18 protein-coding genes are annotated in these 23,734 nt (G+C 42.8%); 3 read left to right on the forward strand and 15 right to left on the reverse strand.

Translation table 11 applies throughout. The features are described 5' to 3' along the window. Positions 1-8: 8 nt before the first annotated feature. From prmB to ACN0VI_RS10050, 4 genes are all read right to left on the reverse strand, one after another. Positions 9-923, reverse strand: coding sequence for a 50S ribosomal protein L3 N(5)-glutamine methyltransferase (gene prmB, locus ACN0VI_RS10035; RefSeq protein ID WP_331889405.1), 915 nt, complete (start codon positions 921-923; stop codon positions 9-11). After that, positions 920-1,552: a lysophospholipid acyltransferase family protein gene (locus tag ACN0VI_RS10040; RefSeq protein WP_331889407.1), complete on the reverse strand. Its 633-nt coding sequence runs from the start codon at positions 1,550-1,552 to the stop codon at positions 920-922. Before ACN0VI_RS10040 ends, prmB begins: the two co-directional genes overlap by 4 nt. A gap of 372 nt (positions 1,553-1,924) precedes the next feature. Next, complete coding sequence (gene sixA / locus ACN0VI_RS10045; RefSeq protein WP_331889409.1) at positions 1,925-2,386, reverse strand: phosphohistidine phosphatase SixA; 462 nt, start codon at positions 2,384-2,386, stop codon at positions 1,925-1,927. 57 nt (positions 2,387-2,443) lie between these two features. Then, the gene (locus tag ACN0VI_RS10050; RefSeq protein ID WP_331889411.1) at positions 2,444-3,451 is read right to left on the reverse strand and encodes an adenosine kinase; all 1,008 of its coding nucleotides are present in this window, start codon (positions 3,449-3,451) and stop codon (positions 2,444-2,446) included. Between the two features lie 94 nt (positions 3,452-3,545). On the opposite strand from ACN0VI_RS10050, the gene ACN0VI_RS10055 reads away from it, so the two are divergent. Next, the gene (locus ACN0VI_RS10055; protein ID WP_417446692.1) at positions 3,546-4,397 is read left to right on the forward strand and encodes a 6-pyruvoyl trahydropterin synthase family protein; all 852 of its coding nucleotides are present in this window, start codon (positions 3,546-3,548) and stop codon (positions 4,395-4,397) included. 13 nt (positions 4,398-4,410) lie between these two features. Here ACN0VI_RS10055 and ACN0VI_RS10060 read toward each other — a convergent pair whose 3' ends face one another. The 8 genes from ACN0VI_RS10060 to ACN0VI_RS10095 form a co-directional block, all read right to left on the reverse strand. Beyond that, positions 4,411-7,554: an AsmA-like C-terminal region-containing protein gene (locus ACN0VI_RS10060; RefSeq protein WP_417446693.1), complete on the reverse strand. Its 3,144-nt coding sequence runs from the start codon at positions 7,552-7,554 to the stop codon at positions 4,411-4,413. A gap of 48 nt (positions 7,555-7,602) precedes the next feature. Continuing rightward, entirely contained in the window at positions 7,603-8,418 is an 816-nt protein-coding gene (gene xthA / locus ACN0VI_RS10065; RefSeq protein ID WP_331889417.1) for an exodeoxyribonuclease III, read from the reverse strand. Between the two features lie 69 nt (positions 8,419-8,487). Further along, positions 8,488-10,308, reverse strand: a complete 1,821-nt coding sequence (locus ACN0VI_RS10070; protein WP_331889499.1) for a PDZ domain-containing protein — start codon at positions 10,306-10,308, stop codon at positions 8,488-8,490. A gap of 147 nt (positions 10,309-10,455) precedes the next feature. Further along, entirely contained in the window at positions 10,456-10,806 is a 351-nt protein-coding gene (locus ACN0VI_RS10075; RefSeq protein ID WP_417446694.1) for a hypothetical protein, read from the reverse strand. Positions 10,807-10,817: 11 nt separating this feature from the next. Continuing rightward, positions 10,818-11,333, reverse strand: coding sequence for a hypothetical protein (locus ACN0VI_RS10080; RefSeq protein WP_417446695.1), 516 nt, complete (start codon positions 11,331-11,333; stop codon positions 10,818-10,820). 39 nt (positions 11,334-11,372) lie between these two features. Further along, a complete protein-coding gene (locus ACN0VI_RS10085) occupies positions 11,373-11,561 on the reverse strand; it encodes a hypothetical protein (protein WP_331889423.1) in 189 nt (62 codons plus the stop codon). A 68-nt stretch (positions 11,562-11,629) separates the two neighbouring features. After that, positions 11,630-12,301, reverse strand: coding sequence for a DUF2589 domain-containing protein (locus ACN0VI_RS10090; RefSeq protein ID WP_331889425.1), 672 nt, complete (start codon positions 12,299-12,301; stop codon positions 11,630-11,632). 64 nt (positions 12,302-12,365) lie between these two features. After that, positions 12,366-12,980 carry a DUF2589 domain-containing protein gene (locus ACN0VI_RS10095; protein WP_417446696.1) on the reverse strand — a complete coding sequence of 205 codons (615 nt, stop codon included), beginning with the start codon at positions 12,978-12,980 and terminating at the stop codon, positions 12,366-12,368. Positions 12,981-13,202: 222 nt separating this feature from the next. Between ACN0VI_RS10095 and ACN0VI_RS10100 the strand changes: the two genes are divergently transcribed. Continuing rightward, the gene (locus ACN0VI_RS10100) at positions 13,203-16,412 is read left to right on the forward strand and encodes a winged helix-turn-helix domain-containing protein (protein ID WP_417446697.1); all 3,210 of its coding nucleotides are present in this window, start codon (positions 13,203-13,205) and stop codon (positions 16,410-16,412) included. 12 nt (positions 16,413-16,424) lie between these two features. Then, positions 16,425-16,775: a hypothetical protein gene (locus ACN0VI_RS10105; protein ID WP_417446698.1), complete on the forward strand. Its 351-nt coding sequence runs from the start codon at positions 16,425-16,427 to the stop codon at positions 16,773-16,775. An 80-nt stretch (positions 16,776-16,855) separates the two neighbouring features. Here ACN0VI_RS10105 and ACN0VI_RS10110 read toward each other — a convergent pair whose 3' ends face one another. The 3 genes from ACN0VI_RS10110 to ACN0VI_RS10120 all read right to left on the reverse strand — a co-directional run bounded on the left by ACN0VI_RS10110 (position 16,856) and on the right by ACN0VI_RS10120 (position 23,589). After that, the gene (locus tag ACN0VI_RS10110) at positions 16,856-20,329 is read right to left on the reverse strand and encodes a S8 family serine peptidase (protein WP_417446699.1); all 3,474 of its coding nucleotides are present in this window, start codon (positions 20,327-20,329) and stop codon (positions 16,856-16,858) included. Between the two features lie 276 nt (positions 20,330-20,605). After that, on the reverse strand, positions 20,606-22,876 hold the full coding sequence (locus tag ACN0VI_RS10115; protein ID WP_417446700.1) for a tetratricopeptide repeat protein: 2,271 nt from the start codon (positions 22,874-22,876) through the stop codon (positions 20,606-20,608). Next, entirely contained in the window at positions 22,873-23,589 is a 717-nt protein-coding gene (locus tag ACN0VI_RS10120) for a response regulator (protein WP_417446701.1), read from the reverse strand. Before ACN0VI_RS10120 ends, ACN0VI_RS10115 begins: the two co-directional genes overlap by 4 nt. Positions 23,590-23,734: the final 145 nt, after the last annotated feature.

Below are 23,734 nucleotides of genomic sequence, written 5' to 3' on the forward strand. Positions count from 1 at the left end.
ACAAACGTTTATGAAAAATGCTCAAGTAGCTGCTGCCGAGTCAGTAAGAAAACGCCATCACCACCCTTTTCAAATTCCAGCCAGCTGAAAGGCACATCCGGGAAGGCTTCTTCCAGTGCTGGCCAGCTATTACCCACTTCGACAATTAGACAGCCTTGCTCAGTAAGATGCTTAGCCGCTTGTTCTAGAATACGGCGCGTGATATCCAGGCCGTCTTCGCCAGAGCCTAAACCAATTTCAGGTTCATGCTGGTATTCTGCCGGCATATCTGACAAATCTTCCGAGTCCACATACGGTGGATTGGAAACGATCAAATCAAACTTTTCATCACTCATGGCTTCGAACAAATCAGAAACCACCGTTTGTGCTTTTGGATACAAACCAAGGCGCTCATTATTGATGTCAGCAACCGTGATGGCATCTTCGGAAATATCCGACAGAACAACATCTGCATCTTCGATATAAGCCGCAATTGCTAGACCAATGCAACCGCTACCACAGCATAAATCGAGAATACGAGGGTTGTCTGCTTCCAACCAGGGATAGAAATCATTTTCGATTAATTCAGCAATCGGTGAGCGAGGTACAAGCACTCGCTCATCAATATAAAATTCAAGGCCGACAAAGTACGCTTTATTGGTAATGTAAGCTAAAGGTTTGCGGTGCTCAACGCGCTCAAAGATAGCGTGAATGAGATGCTTTTTCTCATCAGCTAATAACTTCGCCGTTAACATACCTTGCGGATAATCTTGCGGCAGATCTAGCATTTGCAGAACGATGGCAACCGCTTCATCCCAGGCATTATCGGTGCCATGACCGAAATATAAGTCTGACTGATGAAACTGCGAAGCAGCAAAGCGAATGAAGTCAGCAACTGTCTCTAAAGACTGCTCTGCTTCCTGATAAACGGGACTTAAGGTCATGAGCTTCTCTCTTCCAGCATCCTTTTCATCGAATTATATACCAGATCAGACAGTTCATGGCGATGTTCTACATCAAACTCACGACAATCTATTGCTTGCCCTACCTTAACCTTAACTGGCTGATGCAGGCGCATTTTGAGCCATTTCTTGTCAGGCAGCACCTTATAAATATCCTGCATCACCACTGGAATAATCAGCGCATTGGTATCAATCGCCAGGCGAATACCGCCTTTTTTGAGAGGAATTACTTCACCATTTTTAGAGCGGGTGCCCTCAGGGAACATCCAGATTCGAATACCGCTTTCCATTTTTTCACGGGCAATTTTCAGATCTTTAATCGCTTGCTGGCGATTTTGACGATTGATGGAAAGGATTTCAGCGGCTCTCATGGCACTAGAAAGTAGCGGAATACTGAACATTTCTTTTTTAGAAATCATGCGGATACTGCCCGGTAACGCAGTAAAAGCGAGCGGAATATCATAGGTGCTGGAATGATTGCACATGATGATGACACGACGCCCTTCCTCGATTTGTGCTTCTAGATCGCCTTCCACTTCCCACTCCAGTCGACCAGCGCGAATCAATCGGCTCGACCAGTCATAAAGGATCTTGTCTACTTTGCCGCGCATATTCTTTTTCGAAAAGAAGGCGAAATACAAAGTCTTAAGACAATATTTACCGGTTACCACAATCGAATAGGTTATTACCCATAGCGCTCGTAGTAAGCCTGCCTTTTTCGGTTGCGGACGTGGCTGCTTCTCGGTCTTTGTTTGTGCTGTCTGAGTTGAAGAGTTCAAAGTTATAGAAGGTCAATCATCAATGAAGTGGCAATGCTAGCCACTTTTTGCCCTAACTTCCAGTATAAACTTGTATCAAAAGCCCTTAGTGCAGCTGAGGAAGCCTTTACTTAATAGATTGTTATGTGCAAATTTATTCAGGAGCTTGGGTGAGCGCTGCGCGCTCCTGCCTAACTGAAGAACGGTGGTTCCCCCCAGGATAAGTCACTGAGGCTCATAAAAGTTGGTAAGTTTTGGCTTTCCACCGACAAATTCTATTTCTGCAATAGCCGAGGTTGGAAAATAACGCCCCTGCCCTGGCAACCAGCTGGCAAGCAAATTTGCGACTAATGGCATATGACTAACCAGCAAAATCGTCGACTGCGGCAGTGCTTCAATATAGGAAGCTGTCATCTCAGGATCAGACTCTGAGCGCAACAAAGGCTCTTGCTCAGTTAAAAACGGCCTGACTTTAGCCGTCATTAACTGCTGTTCTACGATATCGGCAGTTTGCTGGGCGCGTAAATAAGGACTGGCCAGCATCACTTCAAGTTCCAGTTCCTGCTCCTTCAATATTTCAGCAAGGCGTTGCCCCATCTGTGCTACGTCCTGCTTACCAAGCTCAGACAATTGACGCTCCCCATCAATATAGGGAGCATCGCCGTGTCGCATAATCCATACTTTCATAATCGATTACATTAATCCTGAATTGGTCCTGAAAGAAATCCTGAAAAAACAGTCTCTTTACTTGCCGAAATGTTGTTGATTAAACTCTTTGAGCTCATCAATCGCTTTGCCATACAGACGAGGGCCAAACTGAGTCACTAGGTGTCCTGCCGCAAAACTAGCCAGTTTTCCGCACTCGGCAAAGCTATAGCCCTGAGTTAAGCCATATATAAAGGCACCAGCGAACATATCGCCAGCACCATTGGTATCCACTGCTTTTACCGGGTGGGCTTCGATATTGTGAGTTTGCTCACCATCAAAGAAGATGGCTCCTTTCTTGCCAAGCGTGATAGCCACCTGTTTTGCTGACTGCTTTAGAATTTCCATGGCCTGATTAATATCGGATGCGCCAGTAAACTCAAGAGCTTCATCATCATTACAGAATAACAAATCAACACCAGCTTCCAGAATCTGCTCAATCTGCGGCTTAAAGAAACGCACCATGTTGGGATCCGATAATGTGGTGGCAACTTTAACACCATTGGCTTGTGCATGCTTTTTCGCGCTCAAAGCGGCCAGATGCGCTTCAGGGGAACTCACCAGATAGCCTTCCAGATACAGATACTTACTGTCGGCCAGTGCATCAAAGTGGATATCCTGCTCTTTGAGCTCACTGCTAATACCCAGGAAAGTATTCATGGTGCGATCAGCGTCAGGTGTCACCATGACCAGACACTTGCCGGTTGCACCATGGTTATCTTCCAATTGATGTAAGCCATTATCCACACCTGCAGAATTCAAATCTGAAGCATAAAAAACACCGGCTTCATCACGACCTACTTTGCAGGAATGAAAGGCTTTACCACCCAATTGTGCCAGCGCAATTACACTGTTAGCCGCTGAGCCGCCTGAGGCACGCTGGTGAATATTACCGTGCAAATGGCTTAACAGATAATCGTGACGCTCTTCGTCTACCAGAGTCATAACCCCCTTTTCGACCCCAAGACGCTCCAATTCCTGTTCATCAACCTCGATTTCGATATCGACCAATGCATTGCCTAAGGCGTATAAATCATAATGCTTCATAAAATTCTAATAGCTTATAAAAGTTAATTTTGCGATGCAGGGATTATGCTATAATTCGAGTCATTATTGAATGCCTTTTAAAGAACCAATCATTATGCCTGCACTATTTGTTGACCAACTCACTGTTATTGATTTTGCCTTTTTTGATCCTGTCCGCGGGATTGTGGGCGAAAGCTGGATTGTCGATCTAGTGCTGGAAGGTGAACTCGATGACCAGGGCATGGTGTTCGACTTTGGTGACGTAAAGAAGCGAATCAAGCAAGCGATTGATGCAACTCTGGATCACAAGTTAGCGGTTCCGAGCCAGTACTCGGAGCTGTCTATTGCAGAAGATGGCGATACCTTGAGCCTAGACATGCGTGATAAACAAGGCCGCTTCTACCGCCATCAGTCGCCAAAGCAGGCAGTTGCACTGGTTCCAGCAGAGATCATCACTCGCGAAAGCGCTTTGCCGATGTTACATGAAGCATGCTTGAAAGTGGTGCCGGGCAATGTTAAGAAGATTTACCTTAACCTGCGCACGGAAAACATTAGTGGCGATTACTATCATTATGCTCATGGCTTGAAAAAACATTTAGGTGACTGCCAGCGCATCGCGCATGGTCATCGCTCGCAAATACACGTTTATGAGAATAATCAGCGCAACACTGACCTAGAAACATACTGGTGTGAGTTGTGGCGGGATATTTATATTGGCACTGCTGAAGACTTACAGAAAGATTTTGAAGACAATGGCGTACAATATTTTGAGTTTTCCTACCAAAGCGAACAAGGTGAGTTTTCCTTGGTAATACCCGCAGAGCGATGCCATATCATGCAACAAGATTCGACGGTAGAATTAATTGCCCAACACATTGCGGACCAACTCAAAGAAAAGCAGCCTAAATCAGATATTAAAGTTAAAGCCTATGAAGGCGTTAACAAAGGTGCTATTGCGTTTGCTTAGCCCAAATCTGTAGCTACTGAGTCGGCTCTCCCGACTCAGTCTCATCGTTAGTTTCTGCTTCTGCACTAGTTTCGATCTCACTTTCTGGACTAAGCGAATTTTCAACCTCAGGCTCTTCCTTTTTCAACTCTGGATGCGGTATTTCAACTCCTTTCTCAGGATGCGTTACTTTACCGTCATAAACGCTGTCACAATAACCACCGGTTAACAGACCAACGCCTGTTTTCAAAAGCCCAACCACAGAGCCAGTCACCGCATCAAAAGCGGTGCGGAAGGTTTCTATTTCAGGAGAGCTCAAACTTCCGTTCAAGGTTTGGCTGTATTCTTTGCAACCTTCTTTATTGAGAATCATAAACTCGAAATCATTGAATGCCATAATCGATAAATCGATATTACCGTCAAAAGCAAAGCGATAATACTGAGTAGAAGCGGCAACATCACGTGTTTTTAAAACACCCTTATCGATGGTCATATCGACGTGAACTTGACCAAACATGGTATTACCTTGATCAGCACCAAGGTTACTTAACACACCCTGCATACTAACGCCCTGTGACAATAACAATCCCGCTGGCCCCGCCAAAACGAAACCACCAATATCCAATAAACCGAACTCCTGGCTTTCGAGGAAACGTTCTAACACTTTATTAACATTCAGATTGACCAGTTGCACTGGTTCATTATTGGTTAACAGAATTTGGCCACTCAAGCTGGAGTAGATGTCATCAGTTTTTAAACCGGTAAAGTTTAAATCTGCTAAGCCATCAAGCTTACCGCGCAGGTTAATAGAGCTTTCGTTGTCAGGACGAACCAGTTTCTCCAAATCAAGATTTTGAAAATCAAATTCAAAATGTGATGCATAGCCCGGCTGGGCCAAGTCAATCGACCAGTCAGCACTGAGATCAGCCTCATTCACTTTAACGGTTAAAGGTTTAACCGTGATGGTGCGAGCCGCTTGCACGGCCTTAATATCAAAGTTGGAATAAGTATCTTCGTCCTGTTGTATCTGAGCAACTTTTAATTCGATGCTTTTAAATGCATTTTCAAGTTGCGAGTCGAACCACTCACTAATCAATTGGTTATTTTTAACCAGCGACAAATTAGAAGCTAACAGGTCCACATCCGTGATTTTATATATTTCCTTTATGCGAGCTTCATTACCGTCCTCATCAAGACCATCCGTCATGTTAACAATATCGCCATTAAAGTTACGCAGGTTAAGACTATTTATGACAACAGATTTAATCGGCAAACGCTGGGCCGCTACCGCTTGCTCAGAAGTAGCCTTCTGTTGTGATGGAGAGTCTAAATCGAGAGTTAACCTTCCCGACTGATTAGTAAGAGTCTCAAATATCAGCCGACTATCGGCAATAGAGCCGACAGCTGATAAAGAACGGATAGCCAACTGTTTCGATTCAAAACTATCGGTGGTGACTCTAAAGCCCATATCAAGCTGATCTAAAGCATCAAGATTAAAAAGCACTTTATTTGCCATTAATGGAAAGACATCAAACTCTATTGAAGCGTTATCTACAGTCAGCTCACCATCAGTGAGCTTGGCCACAGCATCCAACTGTTTAACTTTAGCGTCTTTAATAGTGATTTGATTGAACGGTAAGGTATCATTGCTACCGGAAGTATTGTCAGCCGCATCTCCTACTGCCGCTAAATCAAGCTTAAGAGCGACTCCCTCCAGACTCAGGGGAGATATCAATAGACTACCGGACTCGCTTTCAATATCTGTAGAAATTTTTGTGATCGCTGCTTGAGGCAAACGAACGTCAGAAGCCTCAATTTTTGCATTAGTCTTTTGCTTCCATAGTTCGGGGTTTGCAATGACTAATTTGTGTTCAAGAATCACTGGTAACTGCTGCACTTCAGCATTAATAGATTGAGCTTTATAGCTATCACTCAGCTGCAGATCCAAGCTACCGTTAGTAATAGTGAGTTGATTTAAATGAACGCGTGCAAACGGCAAATGAAAATCTGTACTATTTTCAGGCGAAACATTATCTTCAGAAGACGCATCCTCTGACTGACTACTATCAGTATCGGTTGCCTGAGCATCAGCGTGGTAATTGAAGGTTGGAGTAGCCAGCGTAAGTTGCTTAATCTCAAAAGAGCTATCAGCTAACTCACCTTCCATTTGAAGTTTTTTATAGCTGAGTTTCTCGGAATCGAGCTCCTTGGAAGACAGAGTATATTGGCTGTTTTGCTGTAGGTAAAAGTCTTCCCAGTCAGTCCATAAAGGCTTTTTATCTTTAACCAGAACTAACTGAGAAAAAGTCGCTTGAATATCATTTACCGATAGTTGGTGTTGGCCTTCCAATTTAAAGTGAGTTGTTCCGATATCAACAGCCTCAACCAATAGGCTATTGAAAGGTAGCGTTAGTAACTCAGTCTCCTGAACGTTGCTATTATTATTACCGCCAGAACCGCTATTAGCGACGCTAATAATAATATCCGCTGAAGTTGATGAAAGCTTCTCAATAATAATATTCTGGTCTGAAATTCTCGCTTGCAGCTTAACCTTATTCAGGCTGCTTTTATCGGTATGTAATTGATCAATGTCGGCAGATATCCGAGTATTACTCTCAACGAAGAACTCGTTAAGTTGACTAAACAGGAAAATACTGCGCTCGGCAACCGGCAAATCCGTAATGACTAAATTAATTCCAGTAGCCTCTAACTTCACTTCATCATCAAAAACGAAATCAGAATCTTTTATACGAATTTCAGAAACGCTCAATCGTTCGAAAAAGAAGCCTTGCTCACTCTCTTCAGCTACTTCATTAGCTTCGGACAACTCATAATCGAAGGGGTATCGGATAACCGCTTTATCAAGCGCAATGCTATCAATGAGTATACTACTGAATAAACCAGAGTAAGAAATCTCTGCGGTTAACTTATCGAAAGTTATGGCAGGATTATCCTCCGGCCCTACTCTCGTCTCAGAGATACTGACGGTTCCGGAAAATATCGACACATCAAGCTCGCCCACTTGCGAGCTCATGCCTAATTGCTTTTGAATTTGCTTTTCTAAAAAAGCTTCTGAGTTGATCAGATAAACCAGAATCGAAACAGAAAGAATCAGCAGAATAAACAAGCCTGCCAAAACCCAAAGTAGCCTTTTACTCCACTTCCATAACTTAGTCATACGCTTCCTGTTCCGAATCAAAAGATGTATTTTAAATTACAACAATTCCTAACGATTTAAGTCAAACTCTGTCCATACCGGCGCATGGTCAGATGGACGCTCCATTGAACGGATCTCATAATCGATGTCAGAGGCAACCGCTCGTTGGTTTAACCAATCACAAGCAAATACAGAGTCGATACGAAGGCCACGTCTTGGTTCGCGCTCGAAACCTCGGCTTCGATAATCAAACCAGCTGAACTTATCGTCAACATCAGGATTAATAGTACGATACGTATCATACAACCCTGTTGCCAAAATCTGCTGCAACCATTCGCGCTCTTCTGGTAAGAAACTACACTTACCATCGCGCAACCAGCGCTTGCGGTTCGGTTCACCAATGCCAATATCGATATCCTGCGGAGAAATGTTGATATCACCTAATACGATGGTACGGTGATCGCCTGTATCATTCTGCAAATAGGCTAACAAATCTGCATAAAATTTTCGTTTGTACGGGAATTTCACAGGATGCTCGCGATTCTCACCCTGTGGGAAATAACCATTGAGCACTTTGATAATTTCATCGCCATACTGATAACTGGTAATGATCATCCGACGTTGCGCGTCTTCGGGATCATTTGGAAAACCTTTCTCAACCGTTATTGGTTTTTGCTTACTAAAGGTCGCTACCCCATAGTGCGCCTTTCCACCATGAATGTCGATGTGATAGCCAAGATGTTCGTATAGATCAAACGGGAAAGCATCGTCATGGACTTTGGTTTCCTGTAAGCAAATAATGTCCGGATCATGTTTTGCGACCAATGCATCAATTTGATGCGCTCGTGTGCGGACACTATTAATATTAAAGGTGACTATTTTCATTCGGTTTCCCATTTTTTATTTCAATTTATTAAACTTAAAAATTCTTACTGTAACTGGCTTATACAATAGTTAAGGCGTCAGCCACTGCTTCAGCTTTGCCGACTGATCTTTTTCTTCACTGCTATAGACCAGATAAGCAGTATCGGCAACACTTGCTCTCAGTTTGACTTCAAAACGGATCAGTTCATCGCGGCGAAAGCCTCGAATAACAACAGTTTCACCGATTTCATACTCGGCCAGACGTTTCGCGAACTCGTCATTATCTATTTTCAGATCGTTCATACTGATTAATTGATCACCCGCAGAAATGCCAGCTTCGCAAGCCGCAGAATCCCAATATACTGATTTAACCAATATTCCTAAACTGGCCGCTTGATAATCAATGCCTAAACTGGGCTTTGGTTTATTATGAGGCATTTCATCTTTAACCTGCCCTTTATCATTACGATCATTTTTAGGCTGGAAGACAAGTTCTAGATCAACTGTTTTCAGCAACTCCTCCACGGGTAGCTCATCAGTCGAATAAAGTGCTTTCTGGAAAAATTGCTCTAACTTGGATTGATGTTGGTCACCGCAGATTTCAATCGTGATATTTTGAATCGAGTCATTTTTAACGCCAACCTGTGGTTGACCAAATTCCTGCCATAAACGCACCATCACATCCCGTAATGATTTTTGATTATCCGTTAGCTGGCGAATTAACAAATCCATACAAAGCGCAATCACAGTACCCTTGCCATAGTAGCTGACCACTGAATTGGGTGCATTCTCATCTTGCTTATAAAACTTGGTCCAAGCATCGTAACTGGAATCCGCAATGGATTGAATCAAACGCCCTCGCGCTCGCTGTAATACCGTAATGGTTTTAGCAATGCTTAACAGGTATTGTTTGATCGGAATGATACCAGTCTGTACTAAGGCTAAATTATCATAGTAGGAAGTAAACCCTTCGAAAGCCCATAACAACTCAGTATAGGATTCCTGTTGTGTGTCGTAGGGTAAAAACTCAGCAGGTTTAATACGCTTCACATTCCAGGTATGAAAGTACTCATGCGAACACAAATCCAGAAACGTCAGATAAGAATCCTTTACCTTCTCCGGATCGTCGCTGGGCAAGGGTAAATCTTCACGACTGCAATGCAGTGCGGTGGAGTTGCGATGCTCTAAGCCTCCAAATCCCTTACCAAGAACATAGGTCATGAAGATATAACGATCAACAGGTGCTGGTTCACCAAAGAAACGGATATGCTGTTCGCAGATTTTAATCAGATCATTTCTTAGGCGTGCTTCGTCAACTTGATGCTTACCAGTCAGCGCCATGTAATGCGGCACACCACAGGCTTCAAAACTGATTAAGCGAAAATCAGACATCTCAACCGGGCAATCAATTAATTCATCATAGTTATCCGCGGCATACCAGCCAAAACCAAACTCTGCTGTCCCATCAACAGGTTTCAAGCCGGTGGCTACACGCCAGGACTGATAAGTATCACCCTTGGGTCGCTCAATGTTGACACGACACTGAGTCTCTTCTTGCCCTTTGACCGCTAGAAAGACACTGGTACCATTGAAAAAACCGTGAGTCTGATCGAGATGCGCTCCTCGCACCGACAAGTCCCAAGCATACACTTGATAACGAACCTCAAGCGGCCCCGCCACCTCCTTCACCAGCCAACGAGCTTTGTCCAACTTACTAACCGGCAAAGCTTTACCCTGCGAATCAGCCTTTAACCATTGAACATGCTTGGCAAAATCGCGAATCATATAGCTGCCCGGAATCCAGTTTGGCAAATACAATTCCAGCTCAGAACCGGATGGTTTATCAAGAGTCAGGGTTACTTCGAAAAGATGGGCGTGTGGATCAATGGGAAGAATCTGGTATTGAGTCATGAAAGACAATTAATATCCTAACGATAAGTTCTCGCATGATTATAGGCAATCGAATAAAAATTTGCAGGTCTTACTGAAAAAATAGCTGCAGCCGGACAAACAAGGTCCAACCGCAGCTACCCTATCGCTACGATAGTTTGCTCTTTGTCATACTGGATGAGGGTATCGGTTATCACCTGGGAAGTCCCCCCCATCAGGCAAACCAGCAATCACGGCTGCACTCGGTGTAGGGGTTGGCATAGCCCAATCCAGCCAGCCAGGAATGAAGGCATTACCCGGTTTAGGCGGCTGGTTAGCTTGTGGATGAATGTGTCCCACCACACAGATTCTGTAACCCTGCATCACCACATAGGTATAGGCTTGACGAGTTTGCCCAGCTTGTGAGGTATTCACAAACACGGCATTATTAAAATCGGCTAAGGCCACTGCCTGAGCCGCATCCTGATTAGTAAAATGGGGGGGATAACCCCACAGACATTTATTCTGGTCCCATGGCATAGCTACTCTCCTTAGTTAAACTGAATGGCCTGACAGCTCTGCACTTCATACTGTTTAATGGTACAGCGCTGAATAGCGTTCATGGCAATATGCTGAGCCAAGCTATTAGGGACAATCACTTCTATAGCCCCTTCTTCGTTGTTATAACAACGGAAACAATAGCCCAATTGACCCAGCTTAGGTATTAGCAACTCATCATCGGCAACCTGAATACCCTTGTCTCTAATGGATTGCTTGAGTGCTGGCATATCAATATCACCCCGCTTAAATGACTCATCCAGACAGGTAATAAGCTGTAGCTCCTGTGTTAAAGATGCTCGATGAATATAGCCAACGCCATTACCGTTATCGCCTGCGTAATCCGGTAAATAACCTTTTGCAGTTGCTTCAACCTCTGCAATGTACAAACCTGACCAATCTGCGTCGTTACCTGCATTTTGCTGGTATATTGCTGCATCCCAAGCTTGAAAGCTTGCAGCCTTGTAGCCAAGATTTCCTATGGGTAGCCGCCCTACTTGTACGTTCATAATGTCACTCCTTTAAAAGACTGTTAGTGAAGACGCATTTTAATGCTTGGCTTGTTCAGCAACTTTTTCAAATGAGTTAACGGCTTTAGTCACCACATTAGATGATTCTCCAGCCAGAGAAACCTTGGCAGAGCATCCTTTGCAGCTGAAAGAATCTCCAGCAACCAATCTTTTCACGTTAATCGCTATGGGTTGTTGACAATTAGGGCAATTAATCTGCGTAAACATAAAAACTCCTTGCATAATTAGCTTTATTAAAAGGCTATGCCGAAGCATAGCCTTGATTCGAACACCGCTTAACCAGCTTCACCATAAACAGGCATTTCAATTGGTGAAATGCTGTTTGTGAAAGCCTGGATAATGGTTGTAACACCCTGCGGCAGTGGGATTTGGCCGGCATGAACCTTCACGCTGTATTGAGCAGAGTTGCTCTTCTCATAATGAGTATCACGAGAAGACGAACTAGAACTGTCATAACTCACGCTACCTGAAACTTCAGCGGAAAATACACCGTAACCAACTTTGGCTGAGAAGCTTGACTGTGCACTCAGTGCTTCTTCAGTTTTATCATTGGTGGTTTCACTAAAGCTTGATTTCACTTCCATATCAAAACCAATTGACACATCATCGACGGCCAATGAGTTCAGAGGAAGGATCGTTAACAGTGGTAAGTCAAACGTCGTTTTAACTTCGCTAATGGTTGGTTCCTGGTCGGGCTGCGATGGATCCACAGGCACCAGAACACCGCGTGACAACGTCATTTTGATCAGCACAGGCTGATAATGATCTTTTCCGTCATCGGTGGTTTCCTTCGCAAAACAGGTATCAAGCAAAAACTTGGTCTGTGTTGCCGCCATTGCTGAGTTCGCTTTAGCTGCCGCTAATAAAGGTGCACCAATCAAATCACCCATTGGTAACCCTGTGAACTGCTCAGCCATACTGACTAATGGTGGTTGTGCATCAGACATAGTAAATCTCCTTATATTTAAAGTTTATTAAGTTAAAGTGCAGAAGAACCCAAACCCACTTCTTCTATCCTGGGATTTGTGCTCTTAGTGCTCGGTCATAACCTTCCACAAGTTTCTGCAATCCTTGTGGCGGTTCTTTGCAGTCAATCACCACTTCTAAAGTGGCGTGATGCGATTTGCCCTGGCCATCATCCTTGGATTTACCAAGACGACCAGCTTTAGGCTTATCTGGGAATGCAATCTGAAGTTTGTCTTCGACCAGGCTGATATCCAGGTCAGTGGTAAACTTAAGTTCAGACAGTTGAATGGAGTTAATTGGAATGAGACTTAACAGAGGCACGCTAACGGTATGAGTCTCCACTCCATGCTTGGTCACGTTAGGATATTCAATATTAACCAGCTTTGGTGCCAATGAGCCCGCTTTATCATGTCCTGCTTTTTTCAATGCAGCAGATAGGCTATTGAGTACGTCTTTAATTTTCTCTGCCTGCTCAGCATCTTTACTGTCGAGTTCTGAAATCGCTGACAGGGCTGACTTAGCCAAATCGTCGACATCAGAGTCTTCTTCATAACGCTCAAAAAAATCATCCAGAATCTCAAGATTCTTTTTAGCGACTACCGACGAAGCTGATAGTGCACTTTGCTGTATCGCGGAAACTAGCTCTTCTAAATTAATCATCGTTTTACTCCCTTAAATAAGTCATATTTGCATCTGCTGACAAACAGCGTTCATGCGGTTAGGATGATTAAGTTATGCGACGGATTGAGATGAAAGTCCTTCTGGAAAGCTGGAGAAAGCTTGCGGAAAACTGGATATTGAAAAACCTATATATTTCAATAAGTTAAAGAACAAAAATAATTTTAACAATAGAAATAAAAACAAATAGCTGAAGAGAAAATGATGGAAAAGAGACCCATTCAAGTTGGCGAGTGGCTTGTGGATATTGACAGCCACCAGATGCATCATTGTGATGATGTAAATCAACAAGTCATATTTGAACCTAAAGTCATGAATGTCTTGGCTTGTCTTGTCGAACATGCTGGTCAAGTTGTCAGTTCTGAAGAGCTGATTGAGCGCTGTTGGCCCAATCAATTCCTAAGCGATAATCCTTTGCATAAATGTATCACTCAGCTACGGAAAGCATTTAAAGATAGCTCAAGAAATCCAACCTATATCCAAACCATTCCTAAGCGTGGTTATCGATTAATAGCCAAAGTAATCTCCCCGCCAGATGACAAACCGCTATACGACACAGACATTATTCCCTACCCCGGAGCCCGCAGCTTTTCCAATACTGAAAGCCATCTCTTCTATGGTAGAGACTACGAAGTTCAAGAACTACTCTACCTAGTAAAGCAACCACAATCTGTCTGCAATAACGCCGGTATTCTAGTTATAGGCCAATCATCCGTAGGAAAAACCTCGTTGATTCATGCAGGTCTAAGGCCGGAACTTGAGAATCAGAAAATTGTGTTCAAATGTATAGATGCAACCTCCACTCAGAGTGACTTTGAAGAAACCTATAGATCTCTAGAAGATTTTGCCAATGGTAGAAATCATTTAGACAGAGACACAGTCGTTTTTATTGATCACTTGGATCTTGCTCTTCTGTTACCGGAAGAACAAATGGCTCAAGAAAATTCAAGATATAAAACTGAAGTTGGTAATAAGGTTCATCAATTATTGCGCTTGGCAGTAAAGCTTAATTCGATTCCAAATATAAAACTGGTTATATGCATGTCCCCCTTCAGTTTGGGCTTACTAAGAAGACATGCTGTCTACCAATCTCTCGCCGATAGCGCCTCTTTGTATTGCCTGGACAGTCCCTCTTCTACCGACGTCCATCTAGCGATAACACAACCTGCAACCAACAATGGATATACCTTTGAAATATGTCCTAAAACAGGAAAAACCCTTGCTCAAGAGTTACACAAACTTTATGTGAAAAATCAGTTGTCTCTCAAACAACTGCAGGGCTTTTTGCTAGAGTTATGCCAAAGAAGCTCCGGTAAAGAACTGACTTTTGAAACTTATAATCAAATTAAGCGAGACAGAACTGACCTATGGATAAAGCGACAATTACATGTCAGGAATGAGTTTCATACAAACTCTAAATCCATTGATACCCTCCTATCAATGCTAATTAAAGTTAACTTTAATGGCGCTTTCCACATCAAATTAGCCGAAATACCATTAGACACAATACAATGTAAGAATATGTTAAGGCTGACTGGGGAATTGATCAGTAATGATTTACTCGTCTGTTATGTAAAGAATGAAGAACCCCATATCCGTTTTGCAAACCAGTCTGTTATACATACGCTACCTTTCACTCAACAATGGATAAACAAACACTATCAGAGTCTGATAACCAAAGAGCATATTTCTGCGAATTGTGAATTGTGGAAAACTCATCATCATAGCAACGGGTATTTATTATCGCCTGGAAAGTCACTTGAGGATGCTCGACAGCTTCTCGAATTAAAGGAGCAGGATCTTGCTCAGCCACACAAAGACTATATCCGCGCATCAATACAATCAGAGAAAAGAAAAAAACGAATTAAAACTATTTTGGTAGCAGCAGTCTGTATCCTATCCTTAACCTCAACCAGTGCTTTACTGGTGGCCAATAAAGCAAGAATTAACCAACAGAATGCGAGAAGCAATGCCGAGCAATTGATTGCCTTCATGAATCAGGAGTTAAAACGAGAACTGATACCCCTTGGCAAACTGGACCTGATGGAGAACCTCGGCATTGAAATTATCAACTACTTCAACAGTAGCGGCATTGATAGCTCAAGCGCTCAACTTCACAATGCCATGGCACAAAGACTTTTAGGGGAAGTTTATACCCAGCAGGGGCATCATGACAAAGCCAGCAATAATTTCGAACAATCTGCAAAGATACTCAATCATCTGATGAAAACACAGTCTAATTCGAGCCCCCTATATAACGACGTAACTTTTGAATTAGGGCAGGTGAGTTACTGGAGAGGATACCTGGGTTATTTAGATAATAATTATTCTCAAGCGCGTCAATACTGGAATGACTATTACCAACTATCAACGCAGCTTGTCGAGCAGTTACCCGAAAGCAGCCATTATCTTAATGAGCTTTCCTACGCACATAACAATCTTGGCACTCTGGCATTACTTGAATACCAATACCAGAACGCACTTGAACATTTTCAGAAATCCGCACAACTAAAACAACAATTAGTCGAAGATAAAGCATATGATGTAACAACCGAATTGGTGGATACCTACTCATGGATTGCTCGAACTTATGACTACCTCGGCGAAACAGAGCAAAGTCGAAGTCAGTACCAGATACAGCTCGAGACGCTTCAGACGTTAAAGCAACAACAAAAGATCAGCAAAGCACAACAGTATTATCTTGCCGTAGCCTATCAAAATCTAGCTAACATGAGTTTCGTGTTAAACGATCTTAAACTGTCTCTAAATCAGTTAGAACGCTCTCAAGCTATTCTCGATGAATTAATCTTATACGAGCCAACTAATGTGGAATATCAAGAGTCAAAAGTATTCTCCCTGACTATGATGGGTCAAATTTATCGACTTCAAAGTCAAAATGATTTAGCACAGCTTCACCTTAATCAAGCCCTAACCCTCAATCAGGCATTAACGCAGCCAATAGAAGACAAAAGAATATCGCATAAAGCAGGATTCTATCAAAGCAAGATTTATTATGAACTCGGTCGCTACCACCATGCCCAACAGCATTTCAACAGTGCCGCTGATTATTACCGGAAAGCATTAACTCAGAACATCATAAATAGTCAAGACGGCTACTACCGAGAGCTCGTCGCATTAATCCATCTTAGAAGAGCAGAACTAAAGATGGATGAAACAGGACAACAGTCAATTACTGGAACTGTGCAGATAGAGTTGGAGAAAGCTGAAAAGATATTTAAAAAATTGACACAGCACAACCGCTCCTTACGCTATCAACTCCCCTATTGCCAAATAAGACATTACCTGAAAAAAACTGCATACAGACAGTGTGGGGCAAGCGGAGATGGGACTATCAGCCTTGTTCATAACCATCCAGAGTACAACAATATATTCGAAACACCAAAAGCAAACTAAAAAGGAAAACATATGAAAACAGAACTCACAGTAGTCTATGTAGGAGTTAATGGTAACTCTAATTTAGGCAAATACTTTTATAATTATGACCCAGCTATTTTGCTCGTGGAGGACTGTGAATGTCCTATAACTTTTACCTTATCTGAGGAAACCCAGCCACATTATAAAATTATCGATATGTTCGTTGCTGGTTCTGGCAAACAATTTAAAGATATCAAAATTGCCGAAGATGGTCGAAGCATCAGTTTTGTCGACATCAATACTAAAAAGCAATTAATTAGCCTTTCAATATTGGTTAAAGACACCAAGTTGGGGAATCTGGTTAACTGCGATCCCCAGGTTATGAATAAGCCACCAAACTAAACGCCCCATTACACAAAAAAAGCCCCAAGTCTTACAAAAGACTGGGGCTATAAACACAAGGGGATTGTGTTTTAACAAGACTAACGAGGTTGTCTTGGACCTTTCCCTTTGTTAGTTGCCTGTGCAGCAACAACAATCACGGTCTCTGAGCAAACATTACTTCCAGCTTCACAAACTTGATAAGCAAATTCGTTATTTGCTGACTGGAATCGGTCTGTAAATGACCCGTCATTGTTAGTTGTATCAACTAGCACACCATCACGGTACACATCTACAGAGTTTGTTGAACCACCAACCCAGTTTAACTGAGCCGTAATGCGACCATTCTTGTTTTCAGCTGAGGCAATCAAATCAATAGCTGCTGAAACAGATACTGTTTTAGATACAGTATGGCTCGCACCCTGATCATCGGTTACCGTCAAGCTTACCGTATAAGAACCCTTCGCATTATAAGTATGCGAAGGGTTAGCTAAGCTTGAGCTAATACCGTCACCAAAATCCCAGTCCCACGCAACTACGGAACCATCAGCGTCACCACTTAAATCTGAGAAGATGACATCAAGATTGTTAACACTGAAGTTAAAGTCAGCTACCGGAAGTTCATTCACTGGAGCAGGATTAACAGTTACAGAAACCTGAGCAGTACCATTTGCACTTGCACTGTCTGTAGCAGTAGCAGTTACAACGTGTGTACCAACGCTCAATAAAGATGTGCTTACTGAGCTACCAGTGCCAAGATTGCCCTGAATATCTGAAGACCAAACCAAAGTATTCGTCACATCACCATCTTCTACATCGTTTGCAGAACCAGCGAATGTCACCAGGTCACCTTCAGTAAATGTAGAGCCTCCGGTTGGAGAGCTAATGGTAACAGCAGGAGCCTGATTACCTGGGTTAGTGCCACCACTACCATCGTGGACAAAAGTTAACTGCCAGCGATTTAAGTTACCCGAATTATTTGACCATTCATCTTTAATTCGAAGTTCCCAAGTACCTGCGGCATTCTCACCATTGAACTCTACTGGGTTAAATGTCTTGACCAAATCACGGTAATATTCACCATCAGCTTTGCGATCAAAGATTTCAACCACTGTTCCGTTTGGAGAAACAAGGTGAATCAACATGTCATTAGCAAAACTATGTTGAATGTCTACGAAGAGACTCATTTCACCAATTGTGACACCCAATGGTACTTCTATTTGAGCGATTACAGTTTGAAGATCAGGTAGTGGGTAACGTGTTGTATCCTCATAAGACACTGTCGTACCGTCTGTCACAATGTAAATATTGAACTGCTTGCTACTAACAGCACCGTCGCTATCTGTTGCTGATAGGGTGATTTGATGAGAACCTTGAGTTAAATCACTTCGAGTAAAGGTTCCACCAGTTCCAATCACACCATCGATACTTGAAGTCCAAGTTAAGTTCTGGCTAATGTTACCATCTTCAGAGTCAATTGCTTCAGCATTGAAGTTAATTGCTGAACCTGGCAAATGAAGTGAGTTTGCAGTAGGACTAGACACTGTAATAGTTGGAGGCAAGTTAGTACCAGGATCGGCACCACCAGTAATATCCATACTCCAGTTATTCAGAGTACCTGTATCAGCACCTACGTTATCACTTACGTTAAGTACCCAATCACCGAAAGCTTCAGTCAGGTCATAATCCGATAAGTTATAACTAGCAACCAGGTTATCAGCTGAGCCGCCAGTTGCATTATGCAATGTCACCGTTTGCCCTAAAGGCGATGTTAAAGTAACGATAAGATCGCTGATGTAAGTGTGAGAGATATCAATGTTCACTGTAAAATCGGTTATGGTTAAGTTCATGCCGACATTAATTATGCTATTGATACCTGCAGGATCGTTATCAGGGATAGCAAGAGGATTGTTGTTTTCAAACGTACCAGTAAAGGTACCAGTTGGATAAACCAACAATGTTACGTCTGTTGTTTCAGTAATATCACCATCAACAGCCGTGATAGTAATCGTATACTCACCCAAGGCAGTAGCTGCGCTTGTCTGAACGGTCATAACTGTTGAACTATTAGCGCCAACAGCCGTGTTTGAGAAACTGATATCAGCATTCAAACCAGGAGCCGTAGCAGTAAAGGTAGCGGTTCCGGTGTAACCACCCACAGCATTCATGTCAATTACGTAGTCTGTTGGTGACCCCTGATTGACAGTTCTGCTGCTTGGTGTTGTTAGCAAGTAATAACCTGGGCCACCCGCACCAGCCATATTAAGAGCATTGTTAACATTAAGGCGTTTGCCACTTACCGTTAATCCATCAAGTGATGGAAGCGGATCGCCAGAAGTCATCAAGATGTTTTTAACATCTGCTGTGGCCAAACCTGGGTTTGCCGACAATATCAGAGCCGCTGCACCCGCTACATGCGGTGTTGCCATTGAAGTACCACTTAGCGTGTTATAACCGCCAGGGACGGTTGAATAAACACTAGAGCCAGGCGCGCCCATATCTACAGTAGTTGCTCCCCACTGAGAGAAACTCGACATAGCATCAGTACTGGTGGTTGAAGCAATAGACATAACGTTTGGTACGTCATAGTTTGCTGGCCAAGAATCAACCTGGTCATTATTCACAGCATCGTTTCCAGCTGCCGCAACAAATAACATGCCCGCGTTATCAGCTGAAATGATGGCATCCTTTAATGATTGACTGAAAGCTCCACCACCCCATGAGTTGTTCAAGACTCGTATGTTCACACCACGGTTGACCAAATCAACCATGTAATCAATACACTGAATCGCATCTGTTGTAGTACCACCAGAACCACCAAGGAAGCTACAGCCAACCATACTGGTATTCCAGTTCACACCAACAACACCCACACCGTTGTTACCGGTCGCACCAATAGTTCCAGCAACGTGTGTACCATGGTAGTGCGTGTCTTGTGGGTTACCGTTATCGTTGATAGCAGAAATACCGTGAATATCATCGATATATCCATTACCGTCATCATCGACGCCGTTATTTGGAATCTCATTTGGGTTTGACCAAATGTTAGCGGCTAGATCTGGATGGGTATAATCAAAGCCTGTATCGATCACACCGACCACGATATCTTTGGAACCCATCTCCATTTCCCAACCCTGCTCAGCGCTGATTTTAGACATTCCCCATAAAGTGCCATAATCGGGATCATTTGGAACAACCGAAGGGAAATGTAAATAATTTAGCTCTGCGTACTCAATATTCGGATTGTGCTTTAAACGCTCAACAAGCGCTTCTGGATCGGTTCCTTTAGGGAGAGACAATTGCGCTAATCTACCTTTAGCGATGTTCCTGAAACGATCATCAACTCCATCATCGTTTTTATCTTTGAACGCTCCCCCGAGCGACTTTGCCAACATTTTACGCTCAGAACCTTTCACGTTCTCTTTGAACTTTACAATGATCGACTCATTGGAAAATTTAGCCTTTGGTGTCTCTTTGCCTTTTGTATCAGCTGCTGAGGCCATGCCAGCTCCAGCCAATAAACTGGTCGATAGCAATGCAGCTAACACCTTATTAGGTTTACTTGGAAATTTCATTTTTAACTCCTCGCTTTATGCGATTATTACCCCTTAGATTGGATATACTTACTTTGAGAATTGTATATTTATGTATACAATTATGAGTAATAAAGCATATTCGTGTGGTTTTGTAAAATAGTTTTTATATTAAAAGATACAAACCACAAGAAAAACTAATAGCGAATAAGGCAGGCAATGCTTTTAATTAGGGCTTAATCGATTGATTTTAAATGGCTTTTTTGGGATGGCAGGCAAGAAGCAATCAAGCAGGTCGGATTTGTATGTTTTTTTATACTAAATGGGTTTTGTATAAAGAGGCCACTGTAATGCGAAACAAGCCCCCCCTAATTTGCTTTCGGTGATTTTGACACTGGCACCATAAATTGATGTCAGGCGTTTAACAATGGCTAAACCAAGTCCGGTCCCCCCTGTCGTTCTAGTACGGCTGGGGTCAAGGCGCATGAAGGGATCAAAAATTCGGTCACGATATTCTTTCGGAATACCAGGACCATCATCTTCAACATGAATCTCTAATTGTGTAGGGCTTACTTTATAACTGATATCTACCCTGCTCTTTGAATAGTACATAGCATTACTAATCAAGTTACTCAAAATCCAATTGAAGTGCTTTTTGGGTAGTTCAAACTCTGTCTCCAACTTGGAAGAATCCAGTAAAACAACAGATTTATCCGGGCTTAACTGTCTTTGTGCATGAGCTTGTTCTGAGAGCAAATCGGTCAGTATGACAGGCTGGAGATTCTCTTTTTGCCTTCTCGACTCCATCTTTAAGAGTTCAAGAATTTCTTTTAATAGGGAGTCCAGTTCTTTCAGTCCACGATTGATGTTCTGGAAAACCTTCTTATCCTGATCTTGGCTAGGTTCTTCAAGCATATCAACACCCAGCTGAACCCTTGCCAATGGTCCACGAAACTCATGGGCTACTGCTTGCATAAGACCGGTTTGTGTATCGAGTGCTCGGCTCAGTGCCTGATTGACTTTTCTCTGGCTGTAGCGGCCATAAAGTAGCAGCGCAATGAATAATAGAAGCGTTAAGCTGGTAATCCAGACATTTCTCTCAAAACGCTGCTGTTGAATCTTATTAGCCTGTAATGCTTTATCACGCTCTAATAACTCAATCTGCTTATTACGCTTTTCAGCTTCATATAGACTTTGTAGCTGCGCTAATTTATCGCTATTGGTCTGACTAAAAATCTCATCGTTAAGAGATTTGAATTGTCTAAAGGAATTCAGGCTTTTCTGGTACTCTCCCTGTGCTTCGTAGATTCTCGATAAGAGTTCATAAGCCCGACTTTCCTGGGCTTTTTCTTTCATATTCTGAGACATACGGATTGTCAGTTGAATTTCAGCTAATGCCTGCTCCAGTTGATTCTGACTCAAGTAGATTTCAGCCTGTAAAGCATGAGCCTGTGACTCTATGGACTCCAAACCAAGGGTTTGGGCCAGTTCTACCGCGCTATCAAGATAAAACTGCGCCTCGGTATACTTCTCTTCAGCAACCTTTAATTCAGCTAACGATAATAAGATATTGCATTCAACGAGTTTGTCGCCTGTCTGACGACCATAATCCAATGCTTTTTCATAATGCCATAAGGCCTGCTTGTAATTGGCTTGGTGAAAATATGCCAAGCCCGTTGCGTTCAAAGTCTGTGCTATCGCACGGGTATCACCCAAAGGCTCAAAATAACGAATGGCTCGACTAAAAAACTCATGAGCTTTATCGTAATCCCCAATATGGTCATAGGTAATACCAATGTTTAATAGTATCTCAGCGGTTCCTGGTTCATCGTCCAACTTCTCGCGAATTCGAAGCACTTCCAGTTGGATTTCCAGTGCCTGACTATAACTTCCCTGTGCCGAGTAAATTCCGGCAATATTATTCATGGCGGTGGTTAACGCATGCTGATTATTATTTTTCTCGTAAAGCATCTTTGCGTTCGTGAAATAAACAAAAGCGGTTGGACTATCTCCCTGCTCAATATAAATTAAACCAATGTTATTTAAAGTCGTGGCTTCCCCCCGAACATCACCAATCTCCTGGGTTACATCCAGAGCTCTAAAGTAATACTTCAAAGCCTCGTCATAACGGCCCTGTCGCCAATAGGCCAGTCCTGCGATGTTTAGGGGTACAATTAAAGCTTTAATATCGTTAATACTTTGCGCCAGTTCGAGCCCTTCAACTGCCAGCGACTCTGCTTCTTCATATTGGCCTATCACCATGTGTGACCAGGACATATTAGACAGCACCAAAACTTTATCGTCATCGCTCGGAAATTGTTTGAGATGCTCCAGTGCCTGTTTGCCATAATCAATCGTCACCTGTGGCTGAGCATTGCGGTTTTTAACCATAATATCCAGATAGGTGACCGTTTTATCTTGGCCTTTTGCCTGAGCTAGCTGTTGGAATAACTCTTCATTGGTAAGCGTTTGCTCGTGATCAGCTTTACTTGGAAAAACAACTAACAAAGACACAATAAAAAGCAGGCCTGTCACCACTTGTGTGAACAGGCCTGAATAAAATCTATTGTGAGTTTGCTTTGCAATCATTGTAGGGCCAGTTGATAACCTTTGCCGCGAACAGTTTTAATGAGAGTCGGAACCCTCGGGTCATCATCCATTTTGCGCCTTAAGTGTGAAATTCTCAAATCGATAGTTCGAGTTGAGCTGTCATACCCCATGCTCTTAAAACTCTCAGAGATTTCGTCACGAGTGACCACCTGACCGGCATTGTTCGCAAGAATCCAAAGTAATTCAAATTCAGAGGTAGTGAGATCCAGGCTGTTACCATGTAACGTTGCAGATCGCGCGACCTTATCAACGGTCAACCCATTAACCGTTACCCGATATTGATCGCTTTGAGACTCGGATTCTTCCTGATACTTCGATAGTAATCCGTAGCGACGTAATAGTGCTCTGACTCTTGCCAACAGAACTCGAGAGCGAACTGGCTTTGCCAGATAGTCATCCGCCCCAATTTCTAAACCGGTCACTTCATCTACATCATCCTCAAGGGCAGTCAGCATTAAAATGGGCCCTTCATAGTCATTGCGCACTTCGCGACAAATTGAAAGTCCATCCAAGTCAGGTAACATCACATCCAAAATGACAAGCTTAGGCTGACCTTCGATGATTGTAGAAACTGCTTTGGCACCATTCGTCTCGGTTCTGACTTGAAACCCATTTTTTTCCAGGAATCGAGTCAACAACTCAGTCAACTCGGTATCATCGTCAACAATAAGAATCCAATCGCTTAACTTCATAAATCCATCAACCGGTTAATCAATACACGCAGAATTGTATCATAATGTATAGATTAGTGTTTATTGAAATACAAATTTAACAATTGTAAAAAAAACTCAGGCCGAAGCCTGAGTAAAATGAATAGGAGATATTTTATGATTATTA

It is taken from the genome of Kangiella sp. (assembly GCF_048265365.1).
GTDB lineage: Bacteria > Pseudomonadota > Gammaproteobacteria > Enterobacterales > Kangiellaceae > Kangiella.